We start from the raw sequence: 19,360 nt of genomic DNA, 5'->3' as shown, positions 1-19,360 counted from the left end.
CCCAGAGCGCAGCCACGCCGGCGGATTACGCCATGGCGATGTACGTCTTCGTGTCCGTGACGCCGCCGAGCCCCTGCACGCTCGAGGACACCGTCTGGAGCACGTCGTAGACTTCCGGCGCGTCGACTTCCGCGATGATGTCGTAGTTGCCCGCGACGATGTGGGCCTCGGCGACCGACTCGAGGCCGTCGATCTCCGCCAGGAGGCCCTCGGACTTCCCGGCGGCCGTCTTCACCATGATGAACGCGTGGACCATCGGCGGTGTGGTACACTCTGGCACGACTAAAGCCTTTGCCCGAACCGGGCCTCGAACGGCGATGGGTCGATGAAAGAGAGGTGAGAAACGAAGGAGGCGAGGGAAATCACCGCGGATCCGATATCGCCTCGGCCAGCACGTCCGTCACGTCCTCGAGCACCGCGTCGGGCGATTGCGTCGCGTCGACGCGGGCGAACCGACCGGGGTCGCGCTCGATCAGTCGCTCGTAGTTCTCGCGGACCGACTCGAGGTACTCGGCGCGCTCGAACTTGTTCGTCGTTCCCGCGCGCGTAGCCGCGGTCTCGGGATCGAGGTCGAGGTAGATCGTCAGGTCCGGCTCGATCGAGAACGGGCGGTGGACGTCGACGACGTACTCGAGCGGATCGTCGATATCGTGACCCGTTGCCGCCTCGAGCGTCGCGCCCTGATAGGCGAAGCGAGAGTCGGAATACCGGTCGGAGATGACGAGCTCGTCATCGTCGAGAGCTGGTTCGATCACCCGCGAGAGGTGGTCGGCGTGATCTGCGGTGTAGAGGAACAGTTCCGCGAGCGGATCGGCGTCGTCGTCCTCGATCGAGCGGTAGACGGCGTCGCCGTACCACGAGTTCGTCGGTTCCCGCGTGAACGTTGCCTCGGGATAGCGCTCGCGTACGGCCTCCCAGACCGTCGTCTTGCCGCTGCCGTCCAGTCCCTCGAGCGTGACGAGCATAGTCGCACTCGTCGGGACGGCTACTACAATCTGTCGAGAGTCTCGAGCGAGCCTCACAGCGTAGCCGTTTACCTATTTATCGCTGGAGCGTCAGATATCGTGTATGAAGATCCTCGTCGCCGGCGGGACCGGCTTCATCGGCACGAACCTCTGTGCGGAACTGGCCGAGCGCGATCACGAGGTGACGACCCTGTCGCGCTCCCCGACGGATAGTGAGCTCCCCGATGGCGTCGAGTCCGCGATGGGGGACGTCAGCGCCTACGACTCGATCGCCGGTACCGTGGCGGGCCACGATGCCATCGTCAACCTCGTCTCGCTCTCGCCGCTGTTCAAGCCTCCCAGCGGAACGAGCCACGAGGAGGTCCACCTCGGCGGCACCGAGAACCTCATCCGGGCTGCCGAGGAGGGTGATGTCGACAGATTCCTCCAGATGAGCGCGCTCGGAGCCGATCCGAGCGGTCCAACTGCCTACATTCGCGCCAAGGGCAAGGCGGAGGCGGTCGTTCGGGAGTCGGACCTCGAGTGGACGATCGTCCGTCCGTCCGTCGTCTTCGGCGAGGACGGCGAGTTCGTCGCGTTCACGAAGACCCTGACAACGCCGTACGTGACTGGCTTGCCGGGAGGCGGCAAGACCCGGTTCCAACCCATCTGGGTCGGCGACCTCGTACCGATGCTGGCGGACGCACTCGAGGACGAGTCCCACGTCGGCGAAACGTACGAACTCGGCGGCCCGCAGGTCGCCACGCTCGCGGACATCACGGAACTGGTCTACGCGGCCGAGGGGAAAGACGTCACCGTCGTCTCGATCCCGATGGGACTGGCGAAATTCGGCCTCTCGGCCGCCGAATCGTTGCCGTTTATTCCGTTCGGGCTCGATCAGGCCCGGTCGCTCGAGTTCGACAATACCGTCTCCGACAACGACGTGACCGTCTTCGACCGCGATCCCGACTCGTTGACGACGCTCGGTTCCTATCTCGGACTCGAGGAAGCCGCTTCCCCCGAGGAACCGATCGGAGCGGCCTGACTCGGTGTACGGAGGGCGACACACCGCGCTTGCACTCGTCGGACATACGTAGTATAAAAAACACATACGGCCGGAGTAAACACCGATTTCCGAATCGACGTTGGGACTCGAATCCCGCTCCGGTCACGTGATTAGGCGTAATATTACGTTAATTGAGACATTCAGATTAGCACAAGACTTATATCCTCTATCGCTCTGTTACCAATTCAACGGAGCCCCCTGACAAATAATGAAGCTGGCGATGATCGGATTCGGACAGGCCGGTGGCAAAATCGTCGATCGATTCCTCGATTACGACGATCGGACGGGTAGCGGAATCGTCCGCGCGGCGATCGCCGTCAACTCCGCGAAAGCGGACCTCATCGGTCTCGACAACATTCCACAGGAGAATCGCGTACTCATCGGCCAGGCCCGGGTCAAGGGCCACGGCGTGGGTGCTGACAACGAGCTCGGCGCGGAAGTCGCCGAGGAGGACATCGACGAGGTCCAAAACGCCATCGATCAGATCCCGACCCACGAGGTCGACGCCTTCCTGATCGTCTCCGGGATGGGCGGCGGCACCGGGTCGGGCGGCGCACCGGTCCTCGCCAAACACCTCAAGCGGATCTACACGATCCCCGTCTACGGGCTCGGCGTCCTGCCGGGCACGGACGAGGGTGGTATCTACACGCTCAACGCGGCGCGATCCTTCCAGACGTTCGTCCGCGAGGTCGACAACCTGCTCGTCTTCGACAACGACTCCTGGCGACAGACCGGCGAGTCCGTCGAAGGCGGCTACGACCAGATCAACGAGGAGATCGTCCGTCGATTCGGCATCCTCTTCGGTGCCGGCGAGGTCGGCGACGGCCAGGAAGTGGCCGAAAGCGTGGTCGACTCTTCGGAAATCATCAACACGCTCTCCGGCGGTGGTGTCTCCACCGTCGGCTTCGCCTCGGAGGAGGTCGAGCTGAACTCGGGCGGCGGCCTCCTCTCGCGGTTCACCGGCGAAGACGGCGGTGCCGACGACGATCTCGACGCCGCGAACACGACGAACCGCATCACGAGCCTCGTACGCAAGGCCGCCCTCGGCCGCCTCACGCTCCCCTGTGAGATCGAAGGCACCGAGCGCGCGCTACTCGTCCTCTCCGGACCGCCGGAGTACCTCAACCGGAAAGGCATCGAGCGCGGCCGCAAGTGGCTCGAGGAGGAAACGGGCAGCATGGAAGTTCGCGGTGGCGACTTCCCGCGAGAGGAGCCCGAAGTGGCAGCAGCGATCTTGCTCTCGGGCGTGACGAACGTCCCGCGGATCAAGCGCCTCCAGCAGGTCGCCATCGAGGCACAGGACAACATCGACGACATCCAGCAGGAGAGCGAAGAGAACCTCGAGGAACTCGTGGAGGACGACGAAGACGAGCTCGAGCCGCTCTTCTAGGCCCTCGCTCTCGACGGCGCGAGCGGCCACACTCGGGTCGGGGGGCGCGAGATCGCCCGCAGTCGCGGTATGGATTTCGAACGACTCCGACGTGTTTTTGACCGCGCCGACAGTACCGTAACTAGATTCAGATGCGCGTCGTCGTCCCGTTCGCAGCCGAGACGCCGAAGACTCGCCTCGAGTCAGTTCTCACGTCGCCAGAGCGGTCGGCGTTCGCCCGGGCCATGCTCGCGGACGTGCTGTGTGCGATCGTCGAAACCGGCCACGAACCGCTGGTCGTCTCGACCGCGCCGCTGGACCTCGAGACGCTCGCGCTTCCGGGCGAGGTCGCTGCAGCGGCGTCGGTCACCGTCGACGACCGCCCGCTGACGGAGGCGGTCAACGCGCGACTTCCGGGGGGCGACGCGGCAACGACCCCGGACGGGCCCGCTCCCGTCGGCGTCGTCATGGCCGACCTCGCGCTGGCGACGCCGGACGCGCTCGATCGACTGCTGACGTCGACGGCCGACGTCGCGATCGCGCCGGGACGGGGCAGCGGGACGAACGCCCTGCTCGTCCGCCACCCCGAGTTCCGCACGGATTACCACGGTACCTCCTATCTCGACCACCGCGAGATCGCCCGCGAGGTCGGTGCCAGCCTCGAGACCGTCGACTCGTTCCGACTGGGAACCGACATCGACGAGCCGGCGGATCTCGTCGAAGTACTCGTCCACGGCCGCGAGCGCGACCGCGCGCCGACCGTCCTCCGCGAGTTCGGCTTCGATATCGATCGCCTCGAGGGACGGGTCGAGGCGCGACGATCGAACGGCTCGACCGACTGACGTCGGGGTTCGATACCGGCGGCCCGACGCAAACCCTTTGACAACCTGCACCGTCGTGTGCGGCGATGACACGTGACTCGTTCGACGCGATCGTGCTCGGCGTCGGCGGCATGGGGAGCGCAGCCGTCTCTCACCTGGCAGCCCGGGGCGTCGACGTCCTCGGCCTCGAGCGCTACGATATCCCCCACGGCCGCGGCTCGTCCCACGGTGAGACGCGAATTTTCCGACTGACACAGCCGGAACACCCCGATTACGTTCCGCTCGCCCGGCGGGCGCGGGAGCTCTGGCGGGAGCTGGAAGCCGAAGCCGGCGTCGACCTCCTCACGGAGACCGGTTCGGTCCACGCCGGCCCCGCCGACGGTGACACCGTCGCGGACGCGCTCGAGTCCTGCCGAGCCCACGGCCTCCCGCACGAACTGCTGACCGAATCGGAACTCGCAGAGCGGTTTCCTGCCTTCGACCTCCCGGCAGGGCACCGGGCCGTCTACCAGCCCGACGGCGGGTACCTCGACTGCGAGCGGGCCGTGACGACGCACGTGAATCGGGCGCACGACCACGGGGCCGTCGTTCGCGCTCGCGAGCGCGTCTGCGGGTGGGAACCCCGGGAATCCGGCGTCCGAGTGCGGACCGATCGGGACGTCTACGAGGCCGAGAATCTCGTCGTCACGGCGGGCGCGTGGGCGGCCGGGCAACTCGAGGTGCTCGCTGATGCCCTCACGCCGAAGCGACGCGTCATGATCTGGCTCCAGCCCGAAACGCCCGAGCGGTTCGCACCCGAAGCCTTCCCCGTGTTCCGCGCCGACGTTCCGGACGGGAGCTTCTACGGCTTCCCCGTCCACGAGCGACCCGGATTCAAGTTCGGTCGGACGCCTCGCCTCGCCGAAACCGTCGATCCGGACGACTGGCGGGATGAGCCGACCCCGGAGGACGAGACGCTACTCCGGCGGCTCCCCGAGAATCACCTCAGGGGCGGTGCAGGGCCGACGATGGCGATGGAAACCTGTCTGGTGACGGAATCGAACGACGGGCACTTCTACCTCGACACGCACCCGGACTACCCGCACGTCTCGATCGCAGCGGGCTTTACCGGCCACGGCTTCAAGTTCTGTAGCGTGGTCGGCGAAACGCTGGCGGACTTCGTGACCGACGGGGACACCGACAATCCGATCGACGTCCACCGGCTGGCCGGTCGTACGTGAGTTCGCCGGCGAACGGCGACCGGCAAGGTCGCACAGCGAGGAAGTGAAGCGCTTATGTGCCGAGCGACGACAACCAGAGGTAATGTTCCCCGGGGCGAGCGAGTACGGTGTGGACGTCGCGGTCGACGATCGGGCCGTCGAGGACCTCCTCCAGACCAGCCCGAGCGACGTCGAGGCACCGCCATCGCTAACCTTTTCGCGCAACGTGTTCGTCCCGCTCACCACGGCCTGTCGCTACACCTGCACCTACTGTACGTACTTCGACCCGCCGGGGCAGGCCTCCCTGCTCTCGCTCGAGGAGGTCCGCGAGATCTGCCGGCGCGGGGCCGACGCGGGCTGTACGGAGGCGCTGTTTACCTTCGGCGACGATCCGGACGAGCGCTACACCGAGATCCACGACCAGCTCGCGGCGTGGGGCCACGACTCGATTCACACCTACCTGCGCGAGGCCTGCGAGGTCGCGCTCGAGGAGGGACTGCTGCCGCACGCGAACCCGGGCGATCAGACCCGCGAGCAGCTGGCGACCGTCGCGGACGTCAACGCCAGCATGGGCGTGATGTTCGAGACGACCGCCGAGGTCGGGGCTCACGCCGGCCCGCGGCGCAAGGTGCCCGGCCAGCGGCTGCGGACGCTCGAGAACGCGGGGAAACTGGACGTGGCCTTCACCACCGGGATTCTGGTCGGCATCGGCGAGGACTGGCGCGACCGCGCCGAGAGCCTGCTCGCGATCCGCGAGCTCCACGAGCGCTACGACCACATTCAGGAGGTGATTATCCAGCCCGTCGTGGAGAACGAACGCTGGTCCGACGGCTCGCCCGATCTCGCGACGATGCGGCAGGTGACCGCGATGGCGCGCGCCGCCTTGCCTGAGGAGGTCTCCGTGCAGGTGCCGCCGAACCTCGCGCCCGCCGCGGACCTGATCGACTGCGGCGTCGACGATCTGGGCGGCGTCTCGCCCGTCACCGACGATCACATCAATCCCGACTACAAGTGGCCCGCGCTGCGCGAACTCGAGGAGATAGCGGCTTCGGCGGACCTGCCGCTCGGAGAGCGGCTCCCGGTCTACGAGCGGTTCCTGCCACCCGACCTGCGAACGGGCGCGTTCGAGGGGAGGGTGGCCGACGGCGCGGACGGCGACGAACGTGAGTGGATCTCGCCGACGATTCGGGACGCGCTCGAGGCGGCCGATTCCGCCGGCGAGCGCTATCGGGCGGTGCTTCGGGACGAGGCGACGGCCGCCTCGCGCTGAACGTCCATCCGGCACTTTCCCAGCGTCGTGTCTGACCGAGAGTATCGGAGAATCAGTTTTGTCGGATCCGGAACCGGTCGCGTCCGGTCCGCTTCTCAGTCGCTGGCGGCGGTCTGGACGTACCCGTCGGTCCGTGCCGTGTCCTCGAGAAAGCCCTCGACTCTGTCCGGTTCTTCGAGTTCGATCGTGCCCCCGTTCACGTCGAACAGCACGATGCCGGCATCAGCGAGTTTCGGGATGTGTGCGTGATGAAGGGCGGCTTCGACGTCTCTGGAATCGGTACTCGGCTCCGTTCCAGTGTGGTCTCCGTCCCAGGTGGCGATCGCGGCCGCGAGGGTGTCGATGGAGACCGTCTCGGATTCCCTCGTGAGATAATATAGCGCGTAGCGCCGGTACGGGTGCGTCAAGAGATCGAATGTTTCAGTCAGCCGTGACGGATTCTGTTCTGCCATCACGTATCGATTGGTCTAGACCGTCTTAACCTCTTTTTTGCGATAGCTCTACGTATTTCACAATCCTGTGCGGAGGCGGGCGAACAGTTGACTTTCTCAAGCGATCGAGGTGCGTCTATCGTCATGCTCTCGGTAAGCGTTCAATAGGCCAACGACCGCTGGCCGTCCGGAGAGCAATCCGTTGTTACGGTCCGGAGCTACTCTTCGGACTCGCCGATATCGGTGGGTGATTCGGCGTCCTCGCCGGCGACCTCCTGGTGGAAGTGATTCCACGGCTGGACGTGTTCCTCCGCCAGGATATCGCTGCTCACGATCCGCAACCCCAGGTCGTGTAGCTGTTCGGTGCTTTCCTTGACGTCGGAGGTCGCTTCGGCCACGACTTCGACGTGGAGGTTCTCCTCGCCGGCCAGCATCTCTCGGACGTTGACCACCCCCCGTACGCCGAGAGCCTGCTCCGCCATCTTCGATCGATCGGACAGGTCCGTCGAGCAGATGAAGAGGACGCGCATCGGATACCCCGCCGCCTCGTAATCGATTTCCGGATTGTACCCGATAATGATTCCCTGTTCCTCCAGTTCCTTGATCCGATTGTGAACCGTCGTCCCGGTGACGTCGGTTTCCGTGGCGATGTCCGTATCGCTCGCACCGCGCGCGTCTAGATGGAGGAGATGCAGGATCCGGCGGTCGAGATTGTCCAGTGGGTCGTCGACCATGCCATGGGTTTCGTTGGCACATCAATTGAATCGTCTGCCTGAACCGGCCAACAGAGCGGTCGGGGCCGGCAGCCTCGAGTCCCGCTCTCGAACCAGCGGGCTGCGACTCGAGGCCCGGTCAGGTACGCGGCGTCCGATCGAGGGTGCCCGGCAGCACCGAGCAGCCACAGGGTTCGGCGGTCCCGCTGCGCGGGCCGGTGACGGTCACGTTCGTGACCGGCTCACCGCAGACCGGGCAGTCAGGCAGCGAGAGCACCCACGGCTCGGGTGCCTCACTTGTTTCGTCGGGTTCGGTCCGGTCGTCTTCGCTCGAGTCACTACCCGCCTCGTCGGGGTCACTCATCGTGCCCTCCGCGTGTCGTTTGTGCGGGCTCGAGCCGGCGCAATCGCTGCTCGTCGGAGTTGATTCCACTGTCGTTCGGGACGTTTATATCCCGGTAGGATGTATGCGGTCATGCTTTCGAATCCCTTGGCGGGATTGGAAGCAAGTCTCGGGTGCTATGGACACCCGGGGCGTTTCGACGCGCCCCCGCGGTCGCGCGTTCGGAGACTCGCTCCGATTTACTGTTATCGCATTATCATTTATAACTAATGCAAACTATGTCGATATCTATTCGGTAGTAGTTGCTTGAGCAGCTCTGTGGGGAGCGGAGACGACCGGTAGCGCCCGTGAGCACCATACCCCGCGTTTCGCTGGGAAACGGAGGGAGACGGTCGCTCGCTCGAGAAGAGATCGTTCGATAGCAACTATTATTCATGCATCGAGAAGACGTATTGAAAATGAGGGATAGATTCGGACCGACGGGGTATTTTCCGGATCGGTCGCCGACGGGTCTGGAGGTCACGAGCGGTATCGCCGGCGGTGCCTTGGCCGCGTTACAGTTCGTCACCGCGTCGGTGTCGTGGCCGGTAGTTGTCCTCAGATTTCTGGCGACCGCCGTTGCCCTCGGTCCGGCTGCGGCCACGTCACTCGGCAAACGGATCGGTGAGTGGTTTCGCGGAATCGGGGCCCGCGGGCGGGGAACTGCCATCGTTCTGTTCGTCGTCATCGCCGGACTGTTGGTCCTGTCGAGGACGATACCACCTGTGCTGCTCCGCGATGTCTCGACCGGTATCCTTCTCGCCGGCTTTCTCTACACGGTCGCCCATCTGGCGTGGGCCGGTGAAGTGTCCGGCTGGACCACCGATCGAGATAGCACGGACTGAAAGACGTCCGTGTGCGTTTTCTCGCTAAAAATACGCTTCGTGGACCGCGAGCCCCTCGCTCTCGAGCACCGGCCCCTCCACGGTCGTCGACCCGCCGGCTCGATCGACGACCTCCTCGCAGGGGATCTCGATCACGCCGTCCTCGCGCAGTTCCGCGAGCGAGTCGACAGATACGCTGTAGACGACCCGGTCGAGCCCGGCGTAGACGATCGCGCTCGCACACATCGGACACGGTTCGGTGCTGGTGTACATCGTACACGACGCGCGCTCGGCCGGCTCGAGTTCGCTCGCGGCCCACCGAGCCAGCTCGAACTCGGGGTGGGCGGCGATATCGTCGTCCGTGAGGGTCGTGTTCTCGGCCGTCCGGATTACCTCGTCGTCTACGACGAGCAGCGAGCCGAAGGGCGTGTTTCCGTGCTCGACCGCCGACTCCGAGAGCTCGATCGCGCGTCGCACGTAGGATTCGTCCGTCGTCATGACGGAGTCTTCCGTCGCCGGTGCCGAAATACTTCCTCTCGGCGGACCCGATCAGGTACAGGAGAACCCGCCGTCGACGACGAGCGCCTGGCCGGTGATCCAGTCGGCTTCGTCGCTGGCCAGGAACAACATTGCGTTGGCGATGTCTTCGGGCTCGCCGAGTCGCTTGAGCGGATAGTGGCGCGCCATCTCCTCTTTGGTCGCCTCCCACTCTTCCTCGGTCTGGCCCTTCCGTGGCATCGGCGTGTCGGTCACACCCGGACAGACCGCGTTCGCCCGGACGCCGGCCGGCCCGACTTCCGCCGCGACCGTTCGCGTGAAGTTGACGACCGCGCCTTTCGACAGCGAGTATGCTCCGAGTTGCGGCGCGCCGATGACGCCGGCCAGCGACGCGGTGTTGACGATCGCCCCCGACCCCTGCTCCTTGAAGTGGGGGATAACGGCGTGGCAGCCGTTCCAGACGCCCTTGACGTTCACGTCGATGACGCGATCGCGTTCGCCCTCCCCGATCTCCTCGATCCGCATCCGATCGTGGCTGACGCCCGCGTTGTTGACCATGATATCGAGACCGAACTCCGAGACCGCCTCGTCGACCGCCGCGTGAACCGCGTCGGAATCCCGGACGTCCAACTCGAGCGCGGTCCCCCCTTGCCCCGCGGCCTCGACCCGGTCGATCGTTTCTTCAGCCCCCTCGAGATCGACGTCGGCCGCGACGATCGTGGCTCCCTCTCGAGCGAACCGTTCGGCTGCTTCCCGGCCGAGGCCGGAGCCTGCTCCCGTGATAAATGCTGTCTTGCCTTCGAGTCGCATACCCACACATTATCGAGCGGGTGTATAAACGCTGGTCCCATCGGGCGGAACCGCTCGAGGGAGGTGAAATAGAGAACGGAGACGGATCGGCAGTCGGCTTATTCGGCGAACTGGCGCTCGAGCAGCGTCGTCAGCAGATAGGCGGCGAGGTTCGCCGTCTCGTCGGTGGGGTCGTACGGCGGCGCGACCTCCATCAGGTCGGCGGCCCCGACGGCGGGATGTGCGCCGAGCGTTTCGACGACGGCCAGCGCCTGTGAGGCCGAGAGGCCGCCGGGTTCCGGCGTGCCGGTGCCGGGGGCGACCGAAGGGTCGACCGAGTCGATGTCGAAGGTGACGTAGACGGCGTCGGTCTCGGCCGCGGCGTGCTCGATGGCGTCCCCCACGACGTCTCGAACGCCGCGCTCTTCGACGTCGCGAATGGTGTACAGCCCGAGGCCGGTCTCCTCGGCGAACTCGAAGAACTCGGGCGACTCGTAGCCGCGGATGCCGACCTGCGCGACGTGTTCGAAGTCAGTGTGGGGCGACTCCGAGATGTGGTGGGTCGGCGAGCCGTGGAAGTGTTCGCCGAAAACCGGACTTTCGGCTGCGGTGTCGGTGTGGGCGTCAATCTGGACCAGCCCGACGGTCTCGTGCTCCGACCCTTCCGCGAAGCCGCGGAACGCGGGGAACGTACAGTAGTGATCGCCGCCGATGAAGACCGGCATGACGCCCTGTTCGGCCACCGTCGCGACGTGGGCCGTGATCGATTCGGCGGTCGTCTCGAGGTCCGTCGGAAACACCGGCACGTCGCCGCAGTCGACGACGTCGAGGGAGCTGAAGTCGACCTGCTTGCCCGTCCGCATGTTCGTCAGTCCGCCCTTGTAGCCCGAGAGGTAGGCGAGCCAGCCGCTGGCACGGCGGACGGCACGCGGACCGTAGCGCGCGCCCGGTCGATTGCTCACGGAGCCGTCGTAGGGAGCGCCCAGCACCGCGGCGTCCGCGCCCGCGACGTCCTCGACGTCGGTGGGGTCGCTCTTGAGGAACGTGTCGAAGCCGGCGTAGGCGAGTTCGACCTCGCTGCCGGGCGTCGACTCGCGGAACGCCGCCGCGGGGCTCCGGCCGTCTCCCGTCATCGACTCGCCTCCAGTTCGGCGTCGATCGCGTCGCGAATACCGGACACGCCCCGCTCGAGTTGCTCGCGGTCGATCGAGAGCGGCGGCTGCAGCCGCAGGACGTTCTTGTAGTAGCCGCCGACGCCCGCGACGATCCCCTGCTCGCGGAGGTGGCTCCCGACGTGTTTCGCGAACTCGGCGTCCGGTTCGGGCGCGATGCCGGCCGGTCCGGTCCCCCCGCTGGGGTCGACGAACTCGAGTCCCTGCATCAACCCGATCCCGCGCGCCTCGCCGACGACGTCGTAGTCGGCCTCGAGCGCGGCCAGTTCGTCGCTGAGCCACGCGCCCTGCTCGCGGGCGTTTGCGGTGATCTCGTCCTCGAGGCGATCGATCGTGGCCAGCGCGGCGGCGCAGGCGACGGGGTTGCCGCCGAACGTCGAGAGGTGGTCGCCGGAATCGAAGGCGTCCGCGATCTCGGCCGGGGCGGTGAACGCGCCGAGCGGGAGGCCGTTCGCGATCCCCTTGGCCTGCGTGAGGATGTCCGGAACGGCGTCGTAGTGCTCGCTGGCGAACAGTTCGCCCGTCCGGCCGTAGCCGGACTGGACCTCGTCGGCGATCAGAAGCGCGCCGTGGTCGTGCGCGATCTCTTTGAGTCGCTGCAGGTAGCCCGTCGGTGGCACGATGATCCCGCCTTCACCCATTACGGGCTCGACGACGATCGCCGCCAGATCGTCCGCGGTGTGCGTGCCGATCACGCGCTCGAGGTCGGCCGTCGTCTGTTCGACGAACGTTTCGTCGTCGGCGTCCCGGTACGGAGAGCGGTAGCGGTAAGGCGCGGGCGTGTGCGCGACGTCGTTGATCGTCGGGGCCATGTCGGCCTTGTACGCCTTGTTGCCGGTGAGCGCGAGCGAACCGAGGGTACGGCCGTGGAATCCCATTTCGAGCGCGATGACTTCCTTCGAGCCGGTGTACTTCCGGGCGAGTTTGATCGCACCCTCGACGGATTCGGTCCCGGAGTTACAGAAGAACGTTTTCTGCAGGTCGCCGGGCGTAACCTCGGCGAGTCGTTCGGCGAGCTCCGCGGCCGGTCCCTGGGGATGGACGTACGTACAGCCGTGGACGAACTCGTCGAGCTGGTCCTTCGCGGCCTCGACGACGGCGTCGTCGCCGTGGCCCACGTTCGTGACGGCGATCCCCGAGAAGAGATCGAGGTACTCGTTGCCCTCGAAGTCCTCGAGCGTACAGCCCGACGCCCGCTGGACGGGGACGTGCAGGTCCTTCCAGATCGGCATCAGGTACTCCTCGTACTGGTCGGTGATCCCGTCGTTCGTTACGGTCGTGTCTGTCTGGCGTGCCATGGGAGATTGCGTGGCAGTAGTATGCCACCCTTGCCACCTCCTTACGATGACGAGACCAAAAGCTTTGAGGTCTCGAAATTCGCCACGCGGTCAAATTACGACGACAACGGCGACCCGACCGGACTTCGCCCCGGTCGACGACCACAGCATATGCGGAACAATTCTTCCACCTGTTCCTGGGAGCGACGACCGCGGCGGAGGGTCGACAGGGATTTTTATCGGGGGAGGGAAACGATCGAACGGATGGTCCCGAACGACGACCGGCGCACCTACGATCTGTTACGCCTGATCGGCGAACACGAGCCGATCGGGAGTATCCGACTCGTCGAGCAGATGCAACGACACGGCTACTCGATCAAGGGTCGGACGATCCGACTCATGCTGTCCGATCTCGACGAGGCCGGACTGACGGAGAAGGTCGCCGGAAAGGGACGTAAACTGACCGATCGGGGCCGAAACGAACTCCGACGGGGCGACGTCAGCGGCCGTCTCGAGAGCGTCCGCGAGCAAATCGCCACCCTGACGAGCCGGGTCACGTACGATCCGACCGATGACGTCGGCGAACTGGTCGTCGGGACGGTACGGCTCCGCGACGACGCGATCGAACCGGCCTTCGACCGCCTCGAAGCGCTTCACGAGTCGGGCCTCGGCCCGATCCTCGTTTCCGCGACCGGTGATCCGGGCGACGGGATCGAGCTGGCCTTCCCCTCGAGCATCTCGCTGGACGGCGTCTTGCTCTCCCACGGGATCGACTCGCGGCTGATCACGGCGGGACTGGTCGAGTACGACGGCGAGATCAAGCGATATATCGACGCGATCAGCGGCGAGGACGCGACGATGGACGTCATCAGCCTGCTCGTCGAGGCGGGGCGGACCGACGTCGAACGCTACCTCGACGGCGAGACCGGCGTGTTCATCGTGGACAACCGGGAGTTTCCGCTCACGCGCTTCGAGGAAGGGCGGGACCTCGCTGCGGCGACCCGCGACGCGATCGGCGGCGCGATCGACCTCCGTCGGCCGCGCGAGTCGGGGCCGTTTCCCGCCGGCAATCCCAGCTGGGACTTCGCGTCGCTCACGTACGTCGGAGCGAGCGAAACCGCGATTTCCCTCCTCTCCGAACACGGGCTGGGAACCGAGTGGGAATCGCTCGCCGGAATCCGTCCGCGCGGCGAGTTCGAACCGGTGCCGACCGCACGCCGACGGCTCTGAGCGGGTGACGTTCGGGAGAAAACGGAGACAGTTAGTACCGAAAGCGAAGTCGGTCGAAACCGAAATCGGCGGCCGTTACGACGCGAGCAGGATTCCGGCGACGAGGATCACGAAGAACACGACCCACATCGCCAGCGACTGCATCGTGTACGAGCGATCCTCGAGCGGGGTGACGGTAGACAGGGTCCCGCTGTCGTCGTCGAACCCTTGCGTGACGAACCAGTAGACGACCAGCGAGCCGAAGGCGAGTTCGGCGAGCCAGAACACCGCGATCATCACGGTGAAGGCGGTTTGCCCCATCATCGATCTTCACCTCCGGCAGAACCGTGTTCTCCCGTGGCACGGCTCGCTTCGCTCGCCGTACCTCCATCGGTTCGCGCGGCCGATTCCGCGTCGGTCGCGGGTCCGGTCGTCGGCTCGCGCGCGATCGAGTCGAACTCGAACTCGTCCGGGGAGATCGCCGAGACGACCACGGCCAGCGCGGTCGCGAGGAGGTGGCCGACGGCCATGATCTCCCAGAGTTTCAGTGACGGTTCCGTGACGACGAAACCGTAATTCGCCGCCAGCAAGTAGGCCGTCACCAGCTGCGACCCGACGACGCCGGCGATGAAGCCCTCACTCGAGGTGCCCGTCCAGAACAGCGACAGCGCGAACGGACCCACGAGGGCCGTCGCGCCGATGCCGCCGATGAGCAGCAACTGGATGAACCCGAACGTATCGAGTGCGAACACCGTCGCGCCGAAGATAATGACTGCGAAACCGAGCGACGCGACTCGAGCGACCCGGAGCTGATCCTCGTCCGAGGCGTCGGTCGCGAGGTGACGGTAGTAGATGTCCCGCGACGTGAGGCTCGCGATGGCGGTCAGGTAGGAGTCGACGGACGAACCCAGAACCATCAGTGCGATTACCAGGAAGAGGATCGTCGCCCAGCCGGGCAAAAGACCGAGCGCTTCGATCGAGAGGTTCCCCGGTGCGACCTCGGGGAACGCAGCGAGACCGACGAGCCCGATGACGCCGTACATCGCGATCGTCGTGAAGACGCCGATTCCGCCGGCAGTGAGGAATCGGGACGTCTTGTCGCGGCGCACGGCGAAGATGCGCTGCCACGTCGACAGCGAGACGACGCCCCAGACGCCGAGACCGAGCGCGTACGGCAGGAACAGGTCCTCGATCCAGTTGAGGTTCGACGCCGTCAGGAACGGGTCGGCGTTCTCGCCGAGGTTCTCGATCATTCCCTCGTACACCCCCGTCGGGCCGCCCGCCTCGAACAGCAACAGCGGAACGAAGACGACGGTCAGGATGATCGCGCTGACGAACTGGACGAGGTCCGTGGTCATCGACCCCCAGAGCCCGCCGAGCAGGATGTAAATCCCGATCGTCCCCATCAGGATCGCCATCACGACGTTCGGGTCGATCCCCGTCAGCCCGCCGATGACGGTCCCGCCGACGTACAGCTGGATGACGCCGCCGAGGATCATCGTGTACAGAATGACGAAGATCACGGCGACGTGGGCTCGTTTGTCGAACCGCTCGATGAAGTACTCGCTGTAGGTCAGCCCCTGCGGGAAGAGTCGACGCATCCGGAGTGCGAAGGGAATGACGATCAGCGAGGAGAGAACGGCCGGGGCCGCGTACATCCAGATCCCCGCGACACCGGTGAGTCCGACGTACTCGGGAACGCCGAGGATGTCCCCCGCCCACATCCACGTCACGGCGAACGACGCGGTCGTCAGGCCGACCTGTGCGCGCCCGCCGGCCGTGATGAACTCCCTCGTGTCGTCGACGTGTTGCCGTCGGAAAATGAGGTAACTCAATCCGACCATCGCGACCGCCCACGCGCCGAGTAGCGCGTAGCCGATACCGGGACTACTCATCGCCGATCACCTCGAGGACGAACCGGTCAGGCGGGTCCGTCCCATGGGTGGTAATAGGTTGCCACATCCTGCTCACCACATAACGGACACTTCTAATAAATGTTGTGGTGAGGGCTATCACACATCGTTTTACGACGCCGTCCGCTGGGTACCGCTATGCACGTCGATCTGAGTCACCGAATCCGGACCGGGATGCAAACCTATCCCGACGATCCAGCCGTCGTCGTCCGCCAGCACGCGGGCCACGAGGAACACGGCGTCCGCGTCGACGCCCTCGAGTGCGGGAGCCACACCGGCACCCACGTCGACGCGCCCGCACACACGGAGCCGAACGGGAAGACCCTCGAGTCCTACCCCGTCGACCGGTTCGTCTTCGATGCAGTTCGCGTCGACTGTCGCGATCTCGGCGCTCGGGAACCGATTCCGGCCGAGCGGATTCCGGACGTCGACGTCGATCTCGTGGCCCCCTGGACTGGCTGGGACGACCACTGGGAAACCGAGCGGTATCTCGATCATCCGTACCTCTCGTCGGCCGCCGCCGAGGCGTGCGTCGAGCGGGGATTCGACGTCGCAGTGGACGCGCTCAACCCCGATCCGACCCCGACGGAGAACGCCACCGACGACGAGCCCGAGGGGTTTCAGGTCCACCACGCGCTGCTCGGCAACGACCTGCTGATCCTCGAGAACCTGACGAACCTCGGGGCCGTCGGGGACCGGTTCGAACTCCGGGCGTATCCGCTGGCGCTCGCGAGCGACGGCGCGCCGGTGCGGGCCGTCGGAGTCAGTAATATGGAATGACTCTGCCACCCTAACGGACCCTCGAGACGACGCAGTTACTGGTAGACTACCGAGACGATCGCCGACGTTCGATCGAACGGACGGATTCCGTTCGATCTCGTCCTCACTTCGCACCGATTCTCGGGCGACAATCGTCTCTCAACGAACGGTTGTCACGATCTCGCCACAGTATGCTAGTTATTACCATGATACGGCCGACGAGTGATCGACGGAACGCGTGACCGTGCGACGTATCGAGCGGGTGATCCTAGCAGCGTGAAACGATCACGTCGCTATTTGCAGCCGTCACACGATGGGGTCGATGCAGTCGGCGGCAACTGGAGGGACTTACGATGACGTCATCCGAGGCGGAGAGAACAGGGGAATCGTTCCACGAACCGACGAGCGGGTATCTCGACGGGAAGCGACGACCGCTGTTGAAAGCCCTCGGTGCGGGGATCGCGCTCCCGCTCGGCAGCGGGGTCGCAGCCGCCCGAAGCGGTAATGGATCCGATTCGGACGGTACCGCCGATACCGGGCCGAGCGCGGGGGAAATCGATCCGCTGTACGGCTTCGCGACGCCGGACGCCGACGCACTGTCCGATGATCTCTCTCCCGATCACACCGTCGAACTCCACACTGATATGCCCGAAAACCCGGAGAGTCCGGACCGCCCGCCGTTCTTCCACTTCGAGCCGAGCGGCATCTCCGCCGAAACCGGTGATGTCGTGCAGTTCGTCGGCGAATCACCGGACCACACGATTACGGCCTACCACCCTGCACAGGGCTTCCAGCAGCGGGTTCCCGACGGGGTTCCACCGTTCTCGTCGCCGGTACTCAGCGTCGGTAGCGCCTGGCTCTACGAGTTCACCGAGCCGGGCGTCTACGACGTCTACTGCGGGCCACACCACGTTCTCGGGATGAGTATGCGTCTCGTCGTGGGCGATCTCACGGCTGACGACGTGCCGGACTACGAGGATACGTTCGAAGGGAGCGACGACCCACCGTTGCTCGCACCGTTTAGCCCGGATTTCCTCGAGCACGAACTCAACGCGATCAGCGAGACGAACGAGGACTGCGAGTGGCCGTGGCTGACACCACAGGAGGTCCTCGACGCCCCCGTGCTCGATCCGACGAGGATCCGAGAGCAGGGGTCCGTGTCGTTCGCTGACGCGCTCTCCGAGATCGATCGGTTCGCTGAGACGGGGGCGGAACACGACTGAATCGACGACGCAGCGCCGACGGTCCGAATCGGCGTCCACCTGAAAAGAGAGCGGCGTCGGCTGATCAGTCGTCAGCGGGAACCGCGCGCTCATCGCGCTCCGCTCGAGTCAGCAGCGGCGTGCCGTCGGCCTTCGGCCCGAGACGTGGGCCGAAGGGCGGATCGTCGGGATCGATGACGCGGCGTTGCTCGTAGTCGGTCGAGCGCTCGACGGGCACGCGGCCGATCGAGGCGATCATCTCGACGTAGTCCTCGAACGACCGGAACTCGCCGTAGCCGCCGCCCGCGCGCTTGGTGATCTCCTCGGAGAGGATCGTCCCCATGTAGTCGTCGGCCCCACACGAGAGCATCTTCAGCCCCTGCTCGTCGCCGTACTTGACCCACGAGGACTGGATGTGCTCGACGTTGTCGAGGAAGAGCCGCGAGACGGCGATCAGCAGTTCGTCCTCGTCGATGCTCGGGCCGCCGCTCACCACGTCGTGTTCGAACAGCGGCGTGTTCTGGTGGATAAACGAGAGCGGCACGAACTCGGTGATGTTCCCGGTCCGATCCTGCAAGTCGCGGATCCGTTTCAGGTGCATCGCGCGGTGGGCCTCGTTGTCGACGTGGCCGTACATGATCGTCGCCGTCATCCCGAGACCGACGTTGGCCGCGGCCTCCATGGCCTCGAGCCAGCCGTCGGAACTGATCTTGCCGGGGCAGATCACCTCGCGGACCTCCTCGACGAGGATCTCCGCCGCCGTTCCGGGGACGGTATCGAGGCCGGCGTCTTTCAGCCGGCGGTAGACCTCCTCGTAGGACCAGTCGGTCCCCCGGCGGGCGTGGTAAGCCTCTTCGGGGGTCATCGAGTGGACGTGGACGCCGTCGACGCTCATCGCCGACAGCTGATCCGTGTAGGTTCCGGGGCTCGTATCGTAGAGCTCGGGCGGCTTGTAGTTGACCTCCTTCGGGTTCGGGTGGTCGTCGAGGATTTCCCGGTGTTCCTCGTCGAGCGCGAACGCGGGGTGGAGGCCCGAAACGGACGTGACCTCGTAGATCCCCCGGTCGACGGCGTCGGCGACGATCTCGCGGGACTCCGCGGGCGTCTTCGTGAAACCGGCCGTCTCGATCTCCGTGTCGCTCTCGAAGGTGTGGGCGGCGTCCTTGAAGTTACAGAACAGACAACCCACGTTACAGGCCGTCGTGACGTTGTTGTTCAGGTTCGCGATGAAGGTGACCTCCTCGCCGACCTCCTCGGCGCGGCGCCGGTCGGCCGCCTCGAGGACGCGTTCCTTGCGCCGGCGGTCGATCCCCTCGCTCTCGGTCCCCGTCGTGAGTAACTCGATCGCGTCGTCGACCGCGAGTCGGTCGCCGTCGCGTGCTTTCGCCAGTGCGTTCTCGAACGACTGGTCGGTTTCGGGAACGTGTTCGAACGTGAGGTCGGCCTCGGTCACCGGTCGCTCCATCGACGTAACGATACCAGTACAGCGAGAAAAGCATGGTGGATTGTGGATTCACGGACC

The 19,360-nt window shown here is 65.5% G+C and carries 21 protein-coding genes; 9 read left to right on the top strand and 12 right to left on the bottom strand.

Annotated elements, in window-relative coordinates:
• Window positions 1-25 precede the first annotated feature (25 nt).
• On the bottom strand, window positions 26-256 hold the full coding sequence (locus LDB05_RS19085; protein WP_226005556.1) for an Lrp/AsnC family transcriptional regulator: 231 nt from the start codon (window positions 254-256) through the stop codon (window positions 26-28).
• A 106-nt stretch (window positions 257-362) separates the two neighbouring features.
• Window positions 363-965: a dTMP kinase gene (gene tmk, locus LDB05_RS19080; protein WP_226005555.1), complete on the bottom strand. Its 603-nt coding sequence runs from the start codon at window positions 963-965 to the stop codon at window positions 363-365.
• A gap of 103 nt (window positions 966-1,068) precedes the next feature.
• Here tmk and LDB05_RS19075 point away from each other — a divergent pair, with 103 nt between their 5' ends.
• The 5 genes from LDB05_RS19075 to cofG all read left to right on the top strand — a co-directional run bounded on the left by LDB05_RS19075 (window position 1,069) and on the right by cofG (window position 6,669).
• On the top strand, window positions 1,069-1,989 hold the full coding sequence (locus LDB05_RS19075; protein WP_226005554.1) for a complex I NDUFA9 subunit family protein: 921 nt from the start codon (window positions 1,069-1,071) through the stop codon (window positions 1,987-1,989).
• A 229-nt stretch (window positions 1,990-2,218) separates the two neighbouring features.
• Complete coding sequence (locus tag LDB05_RS19070; protein WP_226005553.1) at window positions 2,219-3,400, top strand: tubulin/FtsZ family protein; 1,182 nt, start codon at window positions 2,219-2,221, stop codon at window positions 3,398-3,400.
• 131 nt (window positions 3,401-3,531) lie between these two features.
• On the top strand, window positions 3,532-4,221 hold the full coding sequence (gene cofC, locus LDB05_RS19065) for a 2-phospho-L-lactate guanylyltransferase (RefSeq protein WP_226005552.1): 690 nt from the start codon (window positions 3,532-3,534) through the stop codon (window positions 4,219-4,221).
• Between the two features lie 65 nt (window positions 4,222-4,286).
• Entirely contained in the window at window positions 4,287-5,420 is a 1,134-nt protein-coding gene (gene solA, locus LDB05_RS19060; RefSeq protein WP_226005551.1) for an N-methyl-L-tryptophan oxidase, read from the top strand.
• Window positions 5,421-5,502: 82 nt separating this feature from the next.
• The gene (cofG, locus tag LDB05_RS19055) at window positions 5,503-6,669 is read left to right on the top strand and encodes a 7,8-didemethyl-8-hydroxy-5-deazariboflavin synthase subunit CofG (protein ID WP_226005550.1); all 1,167 of its coding nucleotides are present in this window, start codon (window positions 5,503-5,505) and stop codon (window positions 6,667-6,669) included.
• A 95-nt stretch (window positions 6,670-6,764) separates the two neighbouring features.
• Here cofG and LDB05_RS19050 read toward each other — a convergent pair whose 3' ends face one another.
• From LDB05_RS19050 to LDB05_RS19040, 3 genes are all read right to left on the bottom strand, one after another.
• A complete protein-coding gene (locus tag LDB05_RS19050) occupies window positions 6,765-7,121 on the bottom strand; it encodes a DUF7344 domain-containing protein (protein WP_226005549.1) in 357 nt (118 codons plus the stop codon).
• A 197-nt stretch (window positions 7,122-7,318) separates the two neighbouring features.
• Window positions 7,319-7,834, bottom strand: a complete 516-nt coding sequence (locus tag LDB05_RS19045) for an Lrp/AsnC family transcriptional regulator (protein ID WP_226005548.1) — start codon at window positions 7,832-7,834, stop codon at window positions 7,319-7,321.
• Between the two features lie 118 nt (window positions 7,835-7,952).
• Window positions 7,953-8,177: a hypothetical protein gene (locus LDB05_RS19040; RefSeq protein ID WP_226005547.1), complete on the bottom strand. Its 225-nt coding sequence runs from the start codon at window positions 8,175-8,177 to the stop codon at window positions 7,953-7,955.
• Between the two features lie 437 nt (window positions 8,178-8,614).
• Between LDB05_RS19040 and LDB05_RS19035 the strand changes: the two genes are divergently transcribed.
• Window positions 8,615-9,040, top strand: coding sequence for a hypothetical protein (locus LDB05_RS19035; protein WP_226005546.1), 426 nt, complete (start codon window positions 8,615-8,617; stop codon window positions 9,038-9,040).
• Between the two features lie 24 nt (window positions 9,041-9,064).
• On the opposite strand, the gene LDB05_RS19030 is transcribed toward LDB05_RS19035, so the two are convergent.
• From LDB05_RS19030 to LDB05_RS19015, 4 genes are all read right to left on the bottom strand, one after another.
• A complete protein-coding gene (locus tag LDB05_RS19030; RefSeq protein WP_226005545.1) occupies window positions 9,065-9,517 on the bottom strand; it encodes a nucleoside deaminase in 453 nt (150 codons plus the stop codon).
• Between the two features lie 51 nt (window positions 9,518-9,568).
• Window positions 9,569-10,327, bottom strand: coding sequence for an SDR family NAD(P)-dependent oxidoreductase (locus LDB05_RS19025; RefSeq protein ID WP_226005544.1), 759 nt, complete (start codon window positions 10,325-10,327; stop codon window positions 9,569-9,571).
• A gap of 98 nt (window positions 10,328-10,425) precedes the next feature.
• Window positions 10,426-11,439: an agmatinase gene (gene speB, locus LDB05_RS19020; protein WP_226005543.1), complete on the bottom strand. Its 1,014-nt coding sequence runs from the start codon at window positions 11,437-11,439 to the stop codon at window positions 10,426-10,428.
• Window positions 11,436-12,776: an aspartate aminotransferase family protein gene (locus tag LDB05_RS19015; protein WP_226005542.1), complete on the bottom strand. Its 1,341-nt coding sequence runs from the start codon at window positions 12,774-12,776 to the stop codon at window positions 11,436-11,438. The genes speB and LDB05_RS19015 overlap by 4 nt, the downstream gene beginning before the upstream one ends.
• A 243-nt stretch (window positions 12,777-13,019) precedes the next feature.
• On the opposite strand from LDB05_RS19015, the gene LDB05_RS19010 reads away from it, so the two are divergent.
• Entirely contained in the window at window positions 13,020-13,985 is a 966-nt protein-coding gene (locus LDB05_RS19010) for an NrpR regulatory domain-containing protein (protein ID WP_226005541.1), read from the top strand.
• Window positions 13,986-14,060: 75 nt separating this feature from the next.
• Here LDB05_RS19010 and LDB05_RS19005 read toward each other — a convergent pair whose 3' ends face one another.
• Both LDB05_RS19005 and LDB05_RS19000 read right to left on the bottom strand, forming a co-directional pair.
• Window positions 14,061-14,288 (bottom strand): hypothetical protein, encoded by a 228-nt coding sequence (locus tag LDB05_RS19005; RefSeq protein ID WP_226005540.1) that lies wholly within the window; start codon window positions 14,286-14,288, stop codon window positions 14,061-14,063.
• Window positions 14,285-15,859 carry a sodium:solute symporter family protein gene (locus LDB05_RS19000; RefSeq protein ID WP_226005539.1) on the bottom strand — a complete coding sequence of 525 codons (1,575 nt, stop codon included), beginning with the start codon at window positions 15,857-15,859 and terminating at the stop codon, window positions 14,285-14,287. Before LDB05_RS19000 ends, LDB05_RS19005 begins: the two co-directional genes overlap by 4 nt.
• A gap of 156 nt (window positions 15,860-16,015) precedes the next feature.
• On the opposite strand from LDB05_RS19000, the gene LDB05_RS18995 reads away from it, so the two are divergent.
• Window positions 16,016-16,657, top strand: coding sequence for a cyclase family protein (locus LDB05_RS18995; RefSeq protein WP_226005538.1), 642 nt, complete (start codon window positions 16,016-16,018; stop codon window positions 16,655-16,657).
• Between the two features lie 332 nt (window positions 16,658-16,989).
• Window positions 16,990-17,859, top strand: coding sequence for a cupredoxin domain-containing protein (locus LDB05_RS18990; RefSeq protein WP_226005537.1), 870 nt, complete (start codon window positions 16,990-16,992; stop codon window positions 17,857-17,859).
• 64 nt (window positions 17,860-17,923) lie between these two features.
• Here the strand turns inward: LDB05_RS18990 and cofH are convergent, their stop codons facing one another.
• Window positions 17,924-19,303 (bottom strand): 7,8-didemethyl-8-hydroxy-5-deazariboflavin synthase subunit CofH, encoded by a 1,380-nt coding sequence (gene cofH, locus LDB05_RS18985; protein ID WP_226005536.1) that lies wholly within the window; start codon window positions 19,301-19,303, stop codon window positions 17,924-17,926.
• Window positions 19,304-19,360 lie beyond the last annotated feature (57 nt).

It is taken from the genome of Natrinema salinisoli (assembly GCF_020405205.1).
In the GTDB taxonomy this organism is placed as follows: Archaea; Halobacteriota; Halobacteria; order Halobacteriales; family Natrialbaceae; genus Natrinema; species Natrinema salinisoli.
Note: the sequence above shows the minus strand (reverse complement) of the source record. Positions and strands in the feature narration are given on the sequence as shown.